The organism is Roseovarius salis (genome assembly GCF_044472985.1).
GTDB lineage: Bacteria > Pseudomonadota > Alphaproteobacteria > Rhodobacterales > Rhodobacteraceae > Roseovarius > Roseovarius salis.
In genome coordinates this window covers 22,852-39,560 of sequence record NZ_JBISDG010000024.1, presented here as the reverse complement: position 1 = coordinate 39,560, position 16,709 = coordinate 22,852, and the positions used below count along the sequence as shown (strand labels likewise).

At 65.5% G+C, this 16,709-nt stretch carries 14 protein-coding genes; 11 read left to right on the top strand and 3 right to left on the bottom strand.

Going from position 1 to position 16,709, the window contains the following annotated elements; genetic code table 11:
• The first annotated feature begins 17 nt into the window (after positions 1–17).
• Entirely contained in the window at positions 18–308 is a 291-nt protein-coding gene (locus ACH13J_RS11505; protein ID WP_397543479.1) for an HlyU family transcriptional regulator, read from the top strand.
• Between the two features lie 7 nt (positions 309–315).
• On the opposite strand, the gene ACH13J_RS11500 is transcribed toward ACH13J_RS11505, so the two are convergent.
• The gene (locus tag ACH13J_RS11500) at positions 316–1,272 is read right to left on the bottom strand and encodes an AEC family transporter (RefSeq protein ID WP_397543478.1); all 957 of its coding nucleotides are present in this window, start codon (positions 1,270–1,272) and stop codon (positions 316–318) included.
• A 72-nt stretch (positions 1,273–1,344) separates the two neighbouring features.
• Between ACH13J_RS11500 and ACH13J_RS11495 the strand changes: the two genes are divergently transcribed.
• Positions 1,345–1,761 carry a secondary thiamine-phosphate synthase enzyme YjbQ gene (locus ACH13J_RS11495; protein WP_397543477.1) on the top strand — a complete coding sequence of 139 codons (417 nt, stop codon included), beginning with the start codon at positions 1,345–1,347 and terminating at the stop codon, positions 1,759–1,761.
• A 2-nt stretch (positions 1,762–1,763) separates the two neighbouring features.
• Here ACH13J_RS11495 and ACH13J_RS11490 read toward each other — a convergent pair whose 3' ends face one another.
• Positions 1,764–2,441, bottom strand: coding sequence for an SDR family NAD(P)-dependent oxidoreductase (locus ACH13J_RS11490; RefSeq protein ID WP_397543476.1), 678 nt, complete (start codon positions 2,439–2,441; stop codon positions 1,764–1,766).
• Between the two features lie 201 nt (positions 2,442–2,642).
• Here ACH13J_RS11490 and nrdR point away from each other — a divergent pair, with 201 nt between their 5' ends.
• The 7 genes from nrdR (at position 2,643) to ACH13J_RS11455 (ending at position 10,991) form a co-directional block, all read left to right on the top strand.
• On the top strand, positions 2,643–3,122 hold the full coding sequence (gene nrdR / locus ACH13J_RS11485; protein ID WP_397543475.1) for a transcriptional regulator NrdR: 480 nt from the start codon (positions 2,643–2,645) through the stop codon (positions 3,120–3,122).
• Between the two features lie 20 nt (positions 3,123–3,142).
• Entirely contained in the window at positions 3,143–4,213 is a 1,071-nt protein-coding gene (ribD, locus tag ACH13J_RS11480) for a bifunctional diaminohydroxyphosphoribosylaminopyrimidine deaminase/5-amino-6-(5-phosphoribosylamino)uracil reductase RibD (protein ID WP_397543474.1), read from the top strand.
• A gap of 153 nt (positions 4,214–4,366) precedes the next feature.
• The gene (locus ACH13J_RS11475; RefSeq protein ID WP_397543473.1) at positions 4,367–5,338 is read left to right on the top strand and encodes a response regulator; all 972 of its coding nucleotides are present in this window, start codon (positions 4,367–4,369) and stop codon (positions 5,336–5,338) included.
• A complete protein-coding gene (locus ACH13J_RS11470; RefSeq protein ID WP_397543472.1) occupies positions 5,328–5,687 on the top strand; it encodes an Hpt domain-containing protein in 360 nt (119 codons plus the stop codon). The genes ACH13J_RS11475 and ACH13J_RS11470 overlap by 11 nt, the downstream gene beginning before the upstream one ends.
• Positions 5,688–5,787: 100 nt before the next feature.
• Positions 5,788–8,691, top strand: a complete 2,904-nt coding sequence (locus ACH13J_RS11465; RefSeq protein ID WP_397543471.1) for a sensor histidine kinase — start codon at positions 5,788–5,790, stop codon at positions 8,689–8,691.
• Positions 8,692–8,863: 172 nt separating this feature from the next.
• The gene (locus tag ACH13J_RS11460; protein ID WP_397543470.1) at positions 8,864–10,501 is read left to right on the top strand and encodes a sensor histidine kinase; all 1,638 of its coding nucleotides are present in this window, start codon (positions 8,864–8,866) and stop codon (positions 10,499–10,501) included.
• A gap of 61 nt (positions 10,502–10,562) precedes the next feature.
• The gene (locus ACH13J_RS11455) at positions 10,563–10,991 is read left to right on the top strand and encodes a response regulator (protein WP_397543469.1); all 429 of its coding nucleotides are present in this window, start codon (positions 10,563–10,565) and stop codon (positions 10,989–10,991) included.
• Between the two features lie 96 nt (positions 10,992–11,087).
• Here the strand turns inward: ACH13J_RS11455 and ACH13J_RS11450 are convergent, their stop codons facing one another.
• Positions 11,088–12,077, bottom strand: coding sequence for a response regulator (locus tag ACH13J_RS11450; protein WP_397543468.1), 990 nt, complete (start codon positions 12,075–12,077; stop codon positions 11,088–11,090).
• A 325-nt stretch (positions 12,078–12,402) separates the two neighbouring features.
• On the opposite strand from ACH13J_RS11450, the gene ACH13J_RS11445 reads away from it, so the two are divergent.
• Both ACH13J_RS11445 and ACH13J_RS11440 read left to right on the top strand, forming a co-directional pair.
• On the top strand, positions 12,403–13,386 hold the full coding sequence (locus tag ACH13J_RS11445; protein ID WP_397543467.1) for an efflux RND transporter periplasmic adaptor subunit: 984 nt from the start codon (positions 12,403–12,405) through the stop codon (positions 13,384–13,386).
• Positions 13,379–16,609 carry an efflux RND transporter permease subunit gene (locus ACH13J_RS11440; protein WP_397543466.1) on the top strand — a complete coding sequence of 1,077 codons (3,231 nt, stop codon included), beginning with the start codon at positions 13,379–13,381 and terminating at the stop codon, positions 16,607–16,609. Before ACH13J_RS11445 ends, ACH13J_RS11440 begins: the two co-directional genes overlap by 8 nt.
• Positions 16,610–16,709: the final 100 nt, after the last annotated feature.

The following is a 16,709-nucleotide window of genomic DNA, read 5'->3' as shown; positions in this document are numbered from 1 at the left end:
ACGGGTGGATAATACCGATGTCTCTTTTTTCACGCCTTTTCGGTGGCGGGTCGGCAAGCGAGCCGGACAAGCAGCAGGAGCCCGAGCATTACAAGGGCTATGACATTTACGCCGATCCGGTTCGGGACGGCACGCACTGGCGCATCGCCGCGCGGATCGAGCGCGAGGTGGAGGGCGAGGTGAAGGTGCATCAGCTTGTCCGCGCAGACACGATGGCCGACAGGGACACCGCCACCGCGGAGTCCACCCGCAAGGCCAAGCACCTGATCGACGAACAGGGCGATACGATGTTCGAGCGGGGCCGCTAGGCGGCGGTTACCGCCCCGCCATCCATTCCGCCACGGTCATCCAAACGGGCAGCGTCGCCGCGCTGAGGATGGTGGATTGCGCGATGAGCGTGGCCGCCAGCTGCCGGTCCGCGCCGAACCCCGCCGCCAGCACGTGCGCGGCCGAGGCGGTGGGCAGGGCTGCAAAGACGATCAGCACCGGAACTATGGGCGCGCTGATGCCCAGCAACACCGCGCAAAACGTGACGAAGAGCGGCAGGGCGACCAGCTTGGTCGTCACGATGATGCCGGTGAACCGGTCGAGCCGTGCCAGCGCATGCCACTTCAGCGTCGCGCCGATGGAGATCAGCGCCACCGGGATCGCGGCCTGGGCCAGCAGCGCCACCGGCGCGAGGACAGGGCCGGGCAGGGCAAGACCCGTCACGCCAACGGCCACCCCCGCGAGGCTGGCCAGCAGGAAGGGGTTGAGCAGGATCCGCCGCAGCCCGGCCGCGGCCGTAAGACCCTCGCCACGCGACAGGGCCGTGACGGCAAAGATGTTGGCCATCGGAATCGCCATCCCGATCGTGATGGCGTAAAGCCCCGCATCGGCCGAGGGCAGGGCCTGCACCACCACGAAGCCGAGCGCCGTGTTGAACCGCCATGCCGTCTGCCAGCCGCCCGCGAAATCGAGGAACCGCTCGGGCCCGAAGGGCCGTGCCAGCCAGCCCAGCGCCAGCCCCAGACCCAGCACCGACCAGACCAGCGGCCCGACCACCAGCAGGCTGGCGGGCTCGATCGGGCGGCTGGCGGCGGTGGTGAAGATCAGTGCCGGGAACAGGAGCTCGAAATTCAGCCGGTCGAGCCCGGCCCAGGCGGTTCCGGTCAACCGGTTGCGGACCGCGCCACCGAGTGCCACCAGCAGAACGCTGGGCAATAGACCCGTGAGCAGGATCGTGAGCATCCCGGTCTCTTGCCGCAGTGCGGGGCGGGGGTAAAGGCTCAATCCGGCGTTCCGCCGCGCCCGCCCGGCGTGCTAGCCTTCGGGTCATGCCGTCGATAGGGAGCACCGGGAGCCATGCAGACAACTTTCGAGATCGCCACCTTCGGGCAGGGGCTTCACGAGATCACCGGCGAGGTCGCGGCATGGCTGCGCGGCGCCACCGCGGGCGACGGGCTGCTGACGCTGTTTATCCGGCATACCTCGGCCAGCCTGTTGATCCAGGAAAACGCCGACCCGGCGGTTCAGGCCGATCTTGCCGCGTTTTTTGCCCGGCTTGTCCCGCGCGCAACTGACCCGTCGATGAGCTATCTCACCCACACGCAAGAGGGGCCTGACGACATGCCCTCGCATATCAGGGCCACGATGATGCCCGTCAGCCTGCAGGTCCCCGTGACGGGCGGGCGGATGTGGCTGGGCACATGGCAGGGCATTTACGTCTTCGAGCATCGCGACGCGCCGCGCACGCGGCAGGTCGCGGCGCATCTTGGCTGATGTCAGCCCGTGGGCATGATGAAGACTTCGCGCACATCCGCACGTTCCGGCTGGTCGAGGGCGTAGACGACGCCGCGCGCCACGTCCTCGGGCCGGAGCTTGTCGGGCTTGGGTTCGTCGAAGAAGGGCGTGTCGACCATTCCGGGGCAGATCACGGTGCAGCGCCCGCCCCATTCCGACATCTCCTCCGACAGGTTGCCCGCGAATCCCTGCACGAACCATTTCGACGCCCCGTAGACCGATCCCCGGATGTGCCGCTTGCCCGCGGCAGAGCCGGTCAGAACGGCATGGCCCCGCGTTTTCCTGAGTTCCGGGTAGGCGGCCTTCACCGTCAGAAGAAGCCCGTTGATGTTGATGTCGAGCATGGCGTGCCATTCCTCGGGGTCGCCGTTTTCCACCCCCGCGGTATCGAGGCCGCGACCGGCATTGGCAAAGCAGGCATCGAGCTGTCCGAAATGCCGGACCGTCCTGTCGATGGCGTTTGCCAGATCGTCCATGACGGTGACATCGCCCGGCACGGCGAGCGCCCTGTCCTCGCCGATCTCAGACACGAGAGCGTCGAGTTTTTCCCCGCTGCGGGCGAACAGCGCCACGCGCCAGCCGCTCTCCGCGGCAGCCTTCGCCGTGGCGGCGCCGATGCCCGTGGACGCACCTGTGATGAATAGGACCTTGCCGGTCATGAAACCTCCTTTCAGCGTGCCTTGACGTTCTTTCCCAAGGTGCGGTCTGGATCGGGTTTGACAACCCCGGCGGGCGAACACCTTCATATTGGTGCGCAATTTCCCCTCTACCCAAAACCTTGCGGCTGTCCTATAGTGGATGTGTGCAAATGGGCACGAGACCCATAAGCGTGCGAGGCAGACAAGAAAGGGGCTGGGGCGATGCGGTGCCCGTTTTGCGGAAACATTGACACGCAGGTGAAGGATTCACGACCGGCCGAGGATCACGTTTCGATCCGCCGCCGGCGGTTTTGCCCGGCTTGCGGGGGGCGGTTCACGACGTACGAACGGGTGCAGCTGCGCGACCTCGTGGTGGTGAAATCGAACGGCCGGCGCGAGGATTTCGACCGTGACAAGCTGGAGCGTTCGATCCGGATCGCGCTGCAGAAACGCCCGGTGGAACCCGAGCGCGTCGAGCAGATGATCTCGGGCATCGTGAGGCGGCTGGAAAGCCTCGGCGAGACCGACATCCCCTCCAAGACGGTGGGCGAGATCGTGATGGAGAGCCTCGCCCGGATCGACACGGTCGCCTATGTGCGGTTTGCCAGCGTTTACAAGAACTTCCAGGCGGCGGATGATTTCGACAGGTTCGTGAGCGAGTTGCGCCCCGACGCGGTCGAAGACGTACCCGTGGACAAGTGACGGAGGCGGATGACCGCCATATGGCGCTTGCCCTGTCGCTCGGGCGGCGCGCGCAGGGGAAATGCTGGCCGAACCCTGCCGTTGGCTGCGTTATCGTCAGGGACGGGCGGATCGTCGGGCGGGGGCACACCCGGCCGGGGGGGCGGCCCCACGCCGAACGCGTTGCACTCGATCGGGCGGGCAGCACCGCCCGTGGCGCCACGGCCTATGTCACGCTCGAACCCTGCGCCCATCACGGGCAGACCCCGCCCTGCGCCAAGGCGTTGATAGAGGCAGGCATCGCGCGGGTTGTGGTGCCCTTGCAGGACAGCGATCCACGCGTGTCGGGCAAGGGGATTGCCATGCTCCGGTCTGCCGGCGTGGAGGTCACCACCGGCGTGCTCGCCGCCGAGGCACGGGCGGATCTCGCCGGGTTTTTCCGCAAGGTCGAGGCCGGACGGCCGTGGGTGACGCTCAAGCTCGCCACCTCCTTCGACGGGCGGATCGCCACGGCAAGCGGCCAGAGCCAGTGGATCACGGGGCCCGAGGCGCGGCGCGCGGTGCATGCCCTGCGCAACCGTCATGACGCGGTGATGGTCGGCGCCGGGACCGCGCGCGCCGACGATCCGATGCTGACGGTGCGCGGGTTCGGCGAGGTGCGCCAGCCGGTGCGGGTCGTCGTTTCCCGGCGGCTCGATCTGCCGCGCGAGAGCCGGTTGGCGCGCACGGCACGCGATGTGCCGGTCTGGATATGCCACGGGGCGGATGCCGACCAGGACCGTGTCCGCGCATGGACCGATCTCGGGGCCGTGCTTCTGCCCTGCGCGCTGCAGGGGGGGCATATCTGCCTCGGCGCGGTGCTGGACGCGCTCGGCGGGCAGGGGCTGACGCGGGTTTTCTGCGAAGGTGGCGGCGCGCTTGCCGCCTCGCTGCTGGCCGGGGGGGCGGTGGACGAACTCGTTGTCTTTACCGCGGGCGTCGGGCTGGGGGCCGAGGGGCTGCCGTCGGTGGGCGCAATGGGCATCTCCGCCCTTGAAGAGGCGGAGCGTTTCCAGCTTGCCGCGTGCCACCGGGTCGGCGCGGACGTGATGCACCGATGGGTGAAGCCGTGACATGACATGGCGGCGCGGCCGTTGGCGGCGCCGCGTCGCACCAACCCGTTACAAAATTCAATACAACATCCATTAATTCGCCACATTCTCGGATGAAGGTGGTGCAACCGCGAATGGAATGATGCCCGGTGCGACCCGGTCGGAGGCGAAAGAATGAAGATCCTCGTGGCAGACGACGAGCCGTTGTTCCTGGAACTCATTGCCGGGCATCTGGGCGCGTTGGGGTATCACGACGTGCATCCTGTCGGTTCGGCCGCCGGGGCCCTGCAGGCCATAGAGGAAAGCGCCGCGCCGTTCGACTGTTTCTTGCTCGACATCCGCATGCCGGGGATGGACGGCATCGAACTGTGCGGCAGGATCCGGGCCATGCCGGATTACGCGGTAACGCCGATCGTCATGATCACCTCGATGAAGGAAAAGACCTTCGTTGACCGCGCCTTCCGGGCGGGCGCCAACGACTACGTCAACAAGCCGATAGACCACATGGAGGTCGAGGCGCGGATGGGCATGGTCGAGGCGCTGGTAACGGCGCGCGGCGATGCGTCGCAGCTCATGAAGCAGCTGGGAGAGGCCACGTCGGGCGGGCATGGGCGCATCGCGCTTGGCGAGCCCGTCGAGCTGGAAGAGGCCGGCGGCGTGATGCCCGTCTCAAGCATGGAGAACTACCTGCTGCGGCTCGGCAAGATGCGCGTATTCTCTTGCGCGTCCATCGGGCTGCACATCGAGAACGCCGGCGTGATCCACGGGCGCACCGACGGGCAGGATTTCGTCGACATACTGGGCGAGGTGGCCGTCGCGATCCGCGAGAGCCTGCACGACGCCAGCACGCTGTTGAGCTATGCGGGCAACGGGGATTTCTGCGCCATCATGTCCCGCGCCACGCCGGTGGACACCGCGGAGCTGGAACTGCGGATCAATGACCGGATTTCGCAACGTCTGAACCTCCTGCGCGGAACGGACGTGCCGATGCCGGCGGTCAAGGTCGGCCCGCCGCAATCGGCCGGCCTGATGCCTTTCGACGATCCGACCGCGCTGATCTACAAGGCCATTGATGCCGCGAGCCCCGAACCCCGCCGGGGTGCCGAGGCCGCCGGGCGCAAGGGAGGGTATCGTCATGCCGGGTGATATGGGGGCGGGCTGCATGCCCGCCGAGATGGAGCGTTCGATTGCCGCGTTGCGGGTGAAGTTCACCGAGGACGTGGATTCGCGGATCCTGTTTTTCGAGGCGGCGCTGGCGCAGGTGCGCGACGGGGCGGACAGGCTCGCCGCGGCGCAGTCCATTCGCGATGCGGCGCACGGGATCGCCGGGCTCGCGCCCAGCCTCGGTTTCGCGGAGGTCGGAGCCGCCGCCGTACAAACCGAACATGTCTGGGATCGGCTTTCCTCGGGGACATGGAGCCAAGCCGAGATGGATGCCGCGATCGAAACGCTGGACGACCTTCTCGACCGGCTTGAGGCGACGCTCGAACTGTGACGGATTTGTCGCCCGCCACGAAACCCTGCGCGATACGCCGAAAAGGTGATTTATGGTCCACAAAATACAACCCAGAATGGATGAAAACAGGTAAAAACCATTGCGCGGGCAGAAAAACAACCCACGGGACCGGACCCACCTGATCAGAACGACGCTCTTGGTGTGTGTCGGTGTGGCTGCCGTGCTCGGTGTCGTGATCTACCTTCTGGAGACGGACAGCCGCGAGGAGTACCTAGAGGCCGAGCGGGCAGAGGCCCGGGCGGTGGCCGAGAATTTGCGCCAGCAACTCGAGCTGGGGCTCGTGGATCATCAGCTCAGGGCGCGTGCCCTCGCCACCGCGCTGGAGCTGGACGGTGCAATCGGGCAGGAGCGGTTTTCCCGGCTGGCCGGCAAGTTCGCGCAGCGGGAGGACAAGATCCTGAATCTGGCACTGCTGGAGGGAACCGTGCTCACCCTCGTGCATCCGTTCGAGGAAAACCGGCATCTTGTCGGCAGCGACATTCGTGATGTCGAGCGGCAGTACCCTGTGGTGGAACGCGTCTACAAGACCGGCGAGGCCGAGATACAGGGGCCTGTCGAGCTGTTGCAGGGCAAGACGGGCCTGATCGTCAGGATGCCGGTCAAGTTCGTGGGGGATGTCACGGCGCGCGGTGGCACGCCACGTATGGTTGCCGTGGTGATCGACGCGGGCGCGGTCTTGCAGGATCTTTCCCGCCAAGCCAGCAGCATGACGGGGCAGGACCGCGCTTTTCTTCTGGGGCTGGCCTCCCGCGCTTCGGACGGTGGTGTCGTCGGTGACGGCGCGGTTTTCGAAAAGGATCCGGTGGTTGCCGGCATCGCGGTTTCGGGCACCGATCTCGAACTGGCGGTGGCGCCACCAGAGGGATGGGGTGCGGGATATGTCATGCCTTGGCCCGATTACGTCGCCATCATCGTCATCGCGTTCCTCGCCGTGCGGGTGTTCCACGAACTTCGCGGGCAGCGCCTGGCGCGGGACCGCGCACAGCAGCAACTTGAACTGGCGGTCGAGACGCTGCCCGACGGTTTCGTTCTTTTCGACAGTGACGACCGGCTCGTGCTTTGCAACGACAAGTACAAGGAGCTCTACGGCGCGAGCGCGGAGTCCATGGTGCCCGGGGCCCGGTTCGAGGATATCCTGCGCTACGGCCTGGAGAACGGCCAGTATGCCGAGGCCGTGGGCCGCGAGGAGGAATGGCTGGCCGAGCGGCTGAGGGCGCACCGGGCCGCCAGTACGACGATCGAGCAGAAACTGGACGACGGCCGCCGCATCCGGGTGCTGGAACATGCCACGCCCGACGGTGGCCGGGTCGGCTTGCGGATCGACATCACCGAGCAGGTTCGCAACCGCGAACGGGCCGAGCGGGCCGAACAGCGCCTGCGGGACGCGATCAACGCGATGCCCGCCGGCTTCTGGTTGCTGGACGAGAATGACCGCGTGGTCATGTTTAACGACATGTATTGCGAACTCTACGAAAAGAGCGCCCCGGCGGTGAAGGTCGGCGCGCATACCAGCGAAGTCCTGAAACATGCCCTTGCCAACGGCGAATACCCCGATGCCGTGGGCCGCGAGGACGAGTGGCTGGCGGAATTGAACCGGAAATTCGCGGCCGGCCGGTACGAATGGGAATATCAGCTTCAGAATGGCCGTTGGGTGCGTTCCTACAATCGTCCGACAACGGATGGCGGGCGCGTGGGCATCCGGGTGGACGTGACCGAGCTGAAGCAGCAGCAGGCGGAACTCGAGGCATCCAACGAAAAGCTGCGCAAGGCGCTGGAAGAGCGCGACAGGGCGAAAGCACGCTTCGAACACGTCGCCGATCTCAGCAAGGACTGGATCTGGGAAATGGATGCCGATCTGCGGTTCACCTATTTCTCGGAAGGGTTCGCGCGCAACCTTGCCGACAAGCCCGAGGCGCTCCTTGGCAGGACCCGAGAGGAGGCCTTTGCCGACAAGCCCGAGGTCTGGGAAAGCGCGGACTGGAAGCTGCTTGAGACCAAGCTGGCCGCACGCGCGCCGTTCCGGGATTTCGTCTACCGCGCCAGCGGGGCCACCGAGGACGAGAAATGGGTGCGTATCAGCGGTGTGCCGGTCTTCGACGACAACGGCGCGTTTGCAGGCTATCGCGGAGTTGGGTCTGACATCTCGGTGCTTTACGACTCGCTGCGAAAGGCGCGCGCCGCGAGCCTCGCGAAGACGGAGTTCCTGCACGTGATGAGCCACGAGCTGCGCACGCCGCTGACCGTCGTACTGGGTTACAATGCCTTCCTCGCGCAGCCCGCGATGCTGACATCGGTCAAGGCGTTCGAGGCCGAGGCCGCTGCTGGCACCCTGACCGCTGAAACCGGCATGAAGCATCTTGAGAACATCAAGGCCGAGGTCGCCCGGTACGCCGGCAAGATGGGCGACTCGGGCAACTGTTTGCTCAACCTTATCAACGAGATGCTCGACCTTGCCAAGATCGACTCGGGCAAGCTGAAGATCGAGCGCGAGACCATCTGCCTGGAAACCGTCATCGCCTCGGTCATCGACCAGTTCACCAACCAGGCGCGGCAGAAATCGCTGAATCTCACCTTCCAGACCAACGGTGAAACCGTCATCGCCGACGACCTGCGGCTGCGCCAGATCCTGATCAACCTCGTCGGCAACGCGCTGAAGTTCACCGAGGAGGGGCATGTCGCAATCCGCACGGAAAGCGGGCGCGACACCGTCGCCATCCATGTCGAGGACAGCGGCTGCGGCATTCCAGAAAGCGAGCAGGCGGCGATCTTCGACCAGTTCAGCCAGCTCGACGGGTCGGCGACGCGCGCCAAGGGAGGCACCGGTCTTGGCCTGACGATTTCCCGCAGGCTTGTCGAGGTGCTAGGGGGCAAGATGACCGTCGAGAGCACACCGGGTGCGGGGAGCACCTTTACCTTCACGCTGCCGGCGGCAAAGGGTGACCAGTCGCCCGGCGAAAGCAGCAATGCGGACAAGGCCGCCTGACCGTCCGGCGGCCGGTTTTTCGGGCGCCGATCACACTTTTTTCAAGTTCTTACCGAACTTGTACCCTCATCTGCATATACTTCCACACATACAGGGTATGTTAAGATCTAAAGAATTTGGATTTCCTTCCCAAGCATTATCTTTTTCAGGGTGATCGAATATGAACAGACCGGTGACATTTTCGGCAATCTTTGGAGGGGCAGTCATCGGTCTGGGCCTGGTGGCGTTCGCGCATAACGGCCGGGAGGTCGCCCTCGGGGGCGGAATCGCCACGCAGTCCGCTGTCGAGGCGACGATCTGGCTGCTTGTCACGGCGTTGTTCATCGTGTCCTACAAGCGCGGGGCCGAGACGTTGCGCCTGCGGGAAAAGATGCTCGAAGGGCAGGAGCTTGAGCTGGCATTTCGCGAACAGGCGTTGAACGCGCACTCCATCGCCGTGACGACCGACCGCAAGGGAAAGGTCATCGCCGTGAACGAGAATTTCACCACCACGCTCGGGCATGTCGCGGCCGAGATCGAGGGCCGCAGCCTTGCCAGCATGCTGGACCATGGCGAGGGCAAGCGGGCGGATGCGGCCTTGCAGCAGACGAGCAGCGGCCGGGTCTGGAACGGGGATGTCAAGGTTCTGGACAAGGATGGCGGTGTGCGAATCCTCGACGCCACCGCCGTGCCGATGTCCGACGAGCGCGGGCGGCACTTCAAGACCGTCTGGCTGGCTACCGACATGACCGAGCAGCGCGTCGGCGAGGAGGAACAGCAGCTGATCCGTTGCCTCGAACTCTTGCCGGACGAGGTTTTCATGATCGATCCCGCGACGTGCAGGATCGTTTACATGAACGGCACCGCCGTGCGTCGCTTCGGGCTCGACGAGACGGAAAACCGGTCGCGCGCGCACAAGAAGGCGTCGAAAGATTACGGCGGGGAGCTGGTTCGCGCCTGCCGCGCGCACCTTTCGAGCGCGCCGGACAGCACCGCGCGGTTCGAGGTGAATTGCGACGGCAAGATCATGGAAGCCAACCTCCAGAACGTCGAGACGGCCGACCATCAGAAACGCTGCGTCGTGGTCCTGCGTGACATCTCAGAACGCCGCCAGGCCGAAGAGATCCGGCGGAACTTCATGATGATGATGACACACGAACTGCGCACGCCGCTCACATCCATCAAGGGCGCGATCCAGCTTCTCACCTCCGGCGCGGCCGGCAATCTCGAACCGGGTGTGCAATCTATGATGCACATCGCCGAGAAGAACAGCGAACGGCTCTTGCGGCTGGTCAACGACATGCTCGATTTCGGCAAGCTCGAGGCGGGCAAGATGGAATTCCACATGGAGAGCGTGGACGTGCGCGCGCTGATCGACGACGCGATCGAAAGCAACCGGGACTATGCCGCGGGGCTGGGTGTCAAGCTGCACGCCGACCTGGCGGAGACGCCGCTCCACACCCATGGCGATCCCGGCCGGCTGCAGCAGGTGCTTGCCAACCTTCTGTCGAACGCGGCCAAATATTCCAACGAGGAAGACTGCGTCGAGATCGCCGCTGACCTCGTGGGGGAAAAGGTGCGCATCTCGATCACAGACAAGGGGCCGGGTATCCCCGAGTCCGCCCGGGCCACCCTGTTCGATCCGTTCACGCAGGTCGGGGCGCACGGCAACGGCAAGCTCAACGGCACCGGGCTGGGGCTTACCATCGTCAAGGCCATCGTCGAAAGCCACGGCGGCAGCGTCGATTTCCGCTCGGAGACGGGCAAGGGGACGACATTCTACATCGATCTGCCTGTGCGCACCGGGATGATACGTCCGCGGGCGGCCTGATCCAAGGCGCGCGGCGTCCCCGCCGATGGCCGATTGCCAGACCGAAGCAAGGGTTCTAACCATGAATGACGACGCGCTGAACATCTCAACGGCCAAGCCTGAAGCCGGCCTCAACAAGATCCTTCACGCCGAGGATGACCCGGACATCCGGGAAATCGCCAAGATGTCGCTGGAGGCGGTCGGCGGTTTCGAGCTCTTGCAGTGCAGCTCCGGCGAGGATGCGCTCCGGATGGCCGAGTCATTCGGGCCGGACATGTTCCTGATGGATGTCATGATGCCTGGCATGGATGGCCGTGAAACCGTGACACGGCTTCGCGAGATGGCGGCGTTCGCGCAGACGCCCGTGGTTTTCGTGACCGCGAAGGCCGCGAATACCGACGTGGAACCCTTGAAGGCCGATTTCGGCGCGATGGTGATCGTCAAGCCGTTCGACCCGATCGCGCTGCCGGATCAGCTTCGCCGGATATGGGATGAAATGACCGCCGGCTGACCCGCCGCCCGGCCGGATCGGCCTGTAATGAGCGATCCCGTCAGAGCGAACGTAGGCACGCACGCAATCGGCCCAAACGCGGACGACGGCGCGGCGTCATCCCCCGTCGTTGAGCTTGGCGAAGATCTTGTTGGCAGTGTCGGCAATGGGGGGCAGGATCATGTCCTGCGCCGAGCCCAGCTCTCTCACGTACTCACGGATCAGCCCCAGCGCATGCTCGGGTGACAGGATCCGGCGCGAAGACAGGGCGCGCACATCCAGAGAGGGGGCGATGTCCGCGATGACGTCGTGGTTGGCGACAACCTCGGAAAAGCTGTCGCGAATCCGCGCCTGCAGCAACCTCGGAACGATCTGGTTGCGCACGAAAACGAGGCACAGGAACTTGCCGTAGCCGACATAGGACAACGTGGTACTGCGCGATGGCAGCGTGCTGCCGAGGATCCGGCTGACCGCGTAGATGACCGACAGGAACTCGTCCCGGCTCAAGCGATCTTCGAGCTCCTCGATGCCGTTGATCTCGATCGAAAGCAGCGTCATCGGGAATTGCCCGTCACCCAGCCTGAGAAGCCTGTTTTCAAGCTGGTAGTAATCGCGCATGCAGCCGACCTCGGAAAAGGTCACGCGCGTGCCGATGGTCAGCTGGTTGCAATCGGGCGAGACGCTCAGCGACGTGCGCAGGGCCGTCCGGTCCTCGACCGCGCTCGACACGGTTTCCACCAGCATCATCGCCACCTGGATCCGGAACTGGAGCGTGATGACCTCTATCGGTTTTTCGAGGTAATCGGTCGCGCCCGCCTCGAAGGCGTCCTGCATGTGTGTCTTTGCGTCGACCGAGGTGACCATGATGATCGGGGCCAGCCGGTACTGGGCCATGTTGCGGATTTCCGCGCACAGCTCTATGCCGTTCATTCCCGGCATCTTGATGTCCAGCAGAAAACAGTCGAACGGTTCGGGCTCCGACGCGATGGCGCGCAGCGCCTCCTGCCCGGACATCGCGACGGATATGTCGCGAAAGCCCATATGCTTCAGGTTTTCGACGAGAAACTCCAGAAAAAGCCGCTCGTCGTCCACCACAAGTATTTTCATCGAGCCGACCTTTCGAAAACAAGACGCATTTGTCCCTTCAAGATCAGCCTTACTCCGAAAAATGGTATTTTTCGGGCAGTATTGTTCAATTTTGTGGACCATCGGCGCGCGGCGCGTTGCGCGCAGGGCGATGCGCTTGCCGCATCGGTCGGTCCTGTTCGGCGTGCCGCGGATGACCGATCGGTCGCGGAAATCATGTTTTGCCCGTTCCGGCAGCGCCTGTATGCTCTGCCAACTCCATCGTATCCCGGCCGCCGCGGCGGCTTGTGATAAATCAAGGAGCGCGTGGAAAAACGGCAATAGCCTGTTTCGTGAGGGTGCAAACATGTCGAGGCCCGCGATGCGAATCCTTTTGACGCTCCTGCCGCTGCTGCTGGCGCAGGCGGCGAGTTCGGAGACCTTCGAGGTGTCCGTGCAAACGGTAACGGAATGGAAACCCGTCTTCGGACAGGTCGAGACGCGGGATCGCGTTCCGGCACGCGCACGCATCGGCGGGACGGTCGCAACCCTGTCCATCACCGAGGGTGACGAGGTGAAAGCCGGCGAAACGCTTGCGATGATCGAGGATGCCAAGCTCGGGTACGAGCTCGACGCGCTCGACGCCCGGCTCGACGCGCTCCGGTCGCGGCAAGAGACGGCGCGTTCGGATCTGGCGCGCGGCGAAAAGCTGTTCGAGCGGGGCGTGATCACCAACCAGCGGCTCGAGGAGTTGCAGACGGCCGTCAGTGTCCTGGAAGGCGAAATCTCCGGTGCAAAGGCCGAGCGATCCGTTGTTCAGCAGCGTATCGATGACGGTGAGGTCACCGCGCCCGAGACCGGCATCGTCCTTTCGGTGCCGGTCTCACCGGGGTCGGTCGTCACGGCCGGCGAGGCCGTGGCCGAGATCGGCGGCGGCGGCGTTTTCCTTCGGCTCGCGGTGCCTGAACGGTTCGCCGCCGATCTGGCCGAGGGCGACCGGATCGAGATCGGCAATGGCGGAGGGGCCCGCACGGGCGTCCTCGCCAAGCTATACCCGCAGATCGAGGGCGGCCGGGTGCAGGCCGACGTCGAAGTTGGCGGGCTCGACTCGCGGTTCGTCGGGCGGCGCGTGCCGGTCCGGTTGCCGATAGGCACGCGCGAGACGATCCTTGTGCCGCAGGCGGCGTTGTCGCGCGAGGGCGGGCTCGATTTCGTCACCGTGACCGGCACCGAGGGCCCGGTGCGCCGTGTCGTGGTGCCGGGCCGGACGGTGACCCGCGACGGCATCGGGATGCGGGAAATCCTCAGCGGTCTGCAGCCCGGCGAAACGGTGGTGACCGCGCATGAGTGAGTCTGACGACGACAAGGGCCCGGGGGCCGACGGGCCCTTGGGCCTTGCCGGTAACCTGACACGTGCCTTCATCGGCTCGGCCTTGACGCCGCTGCTGCTGATCGCGGCGCTGGCCGTGGGCCTCATGGCGCTGGTCAGCCTGCCGCGCGAGGAAGAGCCGCAGATATCCGTTCCGCTTGTCGATATTCACGTGCGCGCCGATGGCCTGAGGGCGCAGGACGCGGTCAAGCTGGTGACCGAGCCTCTGGAAAACATCGTCAAGGGCATCGACCAGGTCGAACACGTCTATTCCGAGAGCCGTGACGACAGGGTGATGGTCACCGCACGCTTCGAGGTGGGGGTGTCATCGGACATCGCGGTACTGCGTGTGCGCGACAGGATACTCGCCAACATGGACCGGATCCCGGTCGGGATTCCGGAGCCGCATGTCGTGGGGCGCGGCATCGACGACGTGGCGATTGCAACGCTTACCTTCAGCCCATCGGCGGGGCAGGGGGCCGTTACCGCCGCCGACCTGACCCGCATCGCCCGCGAGGTAGAGACCCGGATGACCCGGATAGAGGATGTCGGCCTGACATACCTTGTGGGGGCCGAGGAAGAGGTGTTGCGCATCGCGCCGGACCCGGCGCGGCTGGCGCTCTACGGGATCACGTTGCAACAGCTTGCCGGCAAGGTCCGCGGCGCCAACAGCGCCGCGCCGGCCGGGGATCTGCGCGACCGGGGTGACCAGGTCGACCTCGTGATCGGGGAAACACTTTCGACACCTGCGGAAATCGGCAATCTCGAACTGACGGCGCGCGACGGGCGCACCGTGTATGTGCGCGACGTGGCCGAGGTGGGTTTCGTGTCGGGAACGGACGAGCGGCACGTCGCCACGCTCGTCCGCGGCGCCGGCGGCGGCATCGAGCGCCGGCCGGCCGTCACCCTGGCCCTGGCCAAGCGGGCCGGCGCCAATGCCGTTTCGGTGGCCGAGGAAATCCTGCACCGGCTGCACGAGATGCAAGGCCATGTCATCCCCGACAGCGTGGCGGTCGAGGTCACGCGCGACTACGGCGAAACGGCGAACGAGAAGGCCAACGAGCTGCTGTTCCATCTCGGGCTGGCCACCGTTTCCATCGTCGCGCTGGTGCTTGTCGCGATCGGCTGGCGCGAGGCGCTGGTCGTGGCCATCGTCATCCCCGTCACCATCCTGCTCACGCTTTTCGCGGCATGGGTCATGGGCTACACGCTCAACCGTGTCTCGCTATTCGCCCTGATCTTTTCGATCGGCATCCTCGTCGACGATGCCATCGTCGTGATCGAGAACATCGCCCGGCACTGGGGCGAGGCCCGCAAGAACCAGAGCCGCACGACAGCCGCGATCTCGGCCGTGGCCGAGGTGGGTAACCCCACCATCGTCGCCACGCTCACCGTGGTGGTGGCGCTTCTGCCGATGCTTTTCGTCTCGGGGCTGATGGGCCCCTACATGAGCCCGATCCCCGCCAATGCCTCCGCGGCGATGATCTTTTCATTCTTCGTCGCGGTGATGATCACGCCGTGGCTGATGCTCAAGGTCGCGGGCCGCGCGCCGCTCCAACATGGCGGGGGCGGCGGAGCGCCCGGCGGACGGCTTGGCCGGCTCTATGCCGCCGTCGCCCGCCCGCTTCTCAAGAGCAAGGCGCGAAGCGCCCTTTTCCTGGTCGTCGTGGCGGTGCTCTCCTTCGCCTCGCTCGGGCTGCTCTACACCAAGGATGTCACTGTCAAGCTGCTGCCGTTCGACAACAAGTCGCAGCTATCGGTGGTGATCGACCTGCCCGAAGGCTCCAGCGTCGAGGATACAGACGCGGCGCTGCAACGGGCCGCTCGCGCGGCAATGCAACTGCCCGAGGTGGTTTCCGCCCAGACACATGCCGGCACCGCCTCGGCCTTCGATTTCAACGGTCTTGTGCGCCACTACTACCTTCGCCAGAGTTCCGAGCTCGGGGACGTTCAACTCAACCTGCGGCCCAAGGGCGCACGCGAGCGCACCAGCCACGATATCGCGCTCCAACTGCGGCAGACGCTGGCGCGGCAAGAGTTTCCGAAAGGCACGGTCGTCAAGGTGGTCGAGCCGCCGCCGGGGCCGCCGGTCATTTCCACGCTGCTGGCCGAGGTCTACGGGCCGGATGCCGAGACCCGCCGCAAGGTGGCGCGCAAGGTGCGCGACGCGTTCGAGGCGGTCCCTTACGTGGTCGATGTGGATGACAGCCAAGGCGCGCCGCCGCGGCGCCTGCGGGCCGAGCTGCGTCCGACGGATCTCGATTTCTTCCGCGTGCAGGAGGCCGATGCGCTGGAGACGTTGCGCCTGCTCAACGGCACGCTCACCGTTGGCTATTCGCACCGCGGCGAGGGCAGGCGGCCCATTCCGATCACCGTGGCGCGGCCGAAATCCGAACGCGTGATGGATGCTGCGGCCCTGTCGACCCCGGTTCCGGCCAACGCGCTGCCCGGCGGCCGCGGCGTGGTCGAACTGGGAGACGTCGTCTCGATCCGCGCGGAACGGGCCTCCTACCCGATCTTCCGCCACAACGGCTATGACGTGATCATGGTGACCGGCGAGCTCGCCGGCGATTTCGAGGCCCCGCTCTACGGCATGCTGGACGTGGCCGGGCTGCTGGAGGCAACCGAATGGCCGGGAGACACCAAGCCGGCGATCCGTCTGCATGGGCAGCCCGCCAGCACCGCGACGCCGACACTCTTGTGGGATGGCGAATGGGAGGTCACCTACGTGACCTTTCGCGACATGGGGGCGGCCTTTGCCGTGGCGCTTCTGGGTATCTACATTCTCGTCGTGGCCCAGTTCGGCAGTTTCCGGCTGCCGCTGGTGATCCTCACGCCCGTGCCGTTGACGTTCCTTGGCATCATGGGGGGCCACTGGCTTTTCTCCACGCCCTTCTCGGCGACCTCGATGATCGGTTTCATCGCGCTTGCGGGCATCATCGTGCGCAACTCGATCCTTCTGGCCGATTTCATCCGCCATGCCGATCCCGAGCGCAGGGTGACGGTCGACATTCTCGTGCAGGCCGGGGCCACGCGGTTCAAGCCGATCCTGCTGACGGCCATCGCCGCGATGATCGGCGCCGCCGTCATCCTTGCGGACCCGATTTTCCAGGGGCTCGCGATCTCGCTGCTGTTCGGGCTGCTGTCCTCGACGGCGCTGACCGTGCTTGTCATCCCGGCAATCTACAGGATCGCCAAGACGTGACGCGGCACGGGCACGGCGGCGCGGCCGCCCGTGCCGCCGTGCCCGCGGAAACCGTTAGACACCGGCGGGCAAGACCCCGCCGGCGCCGGGTCACGAAAAA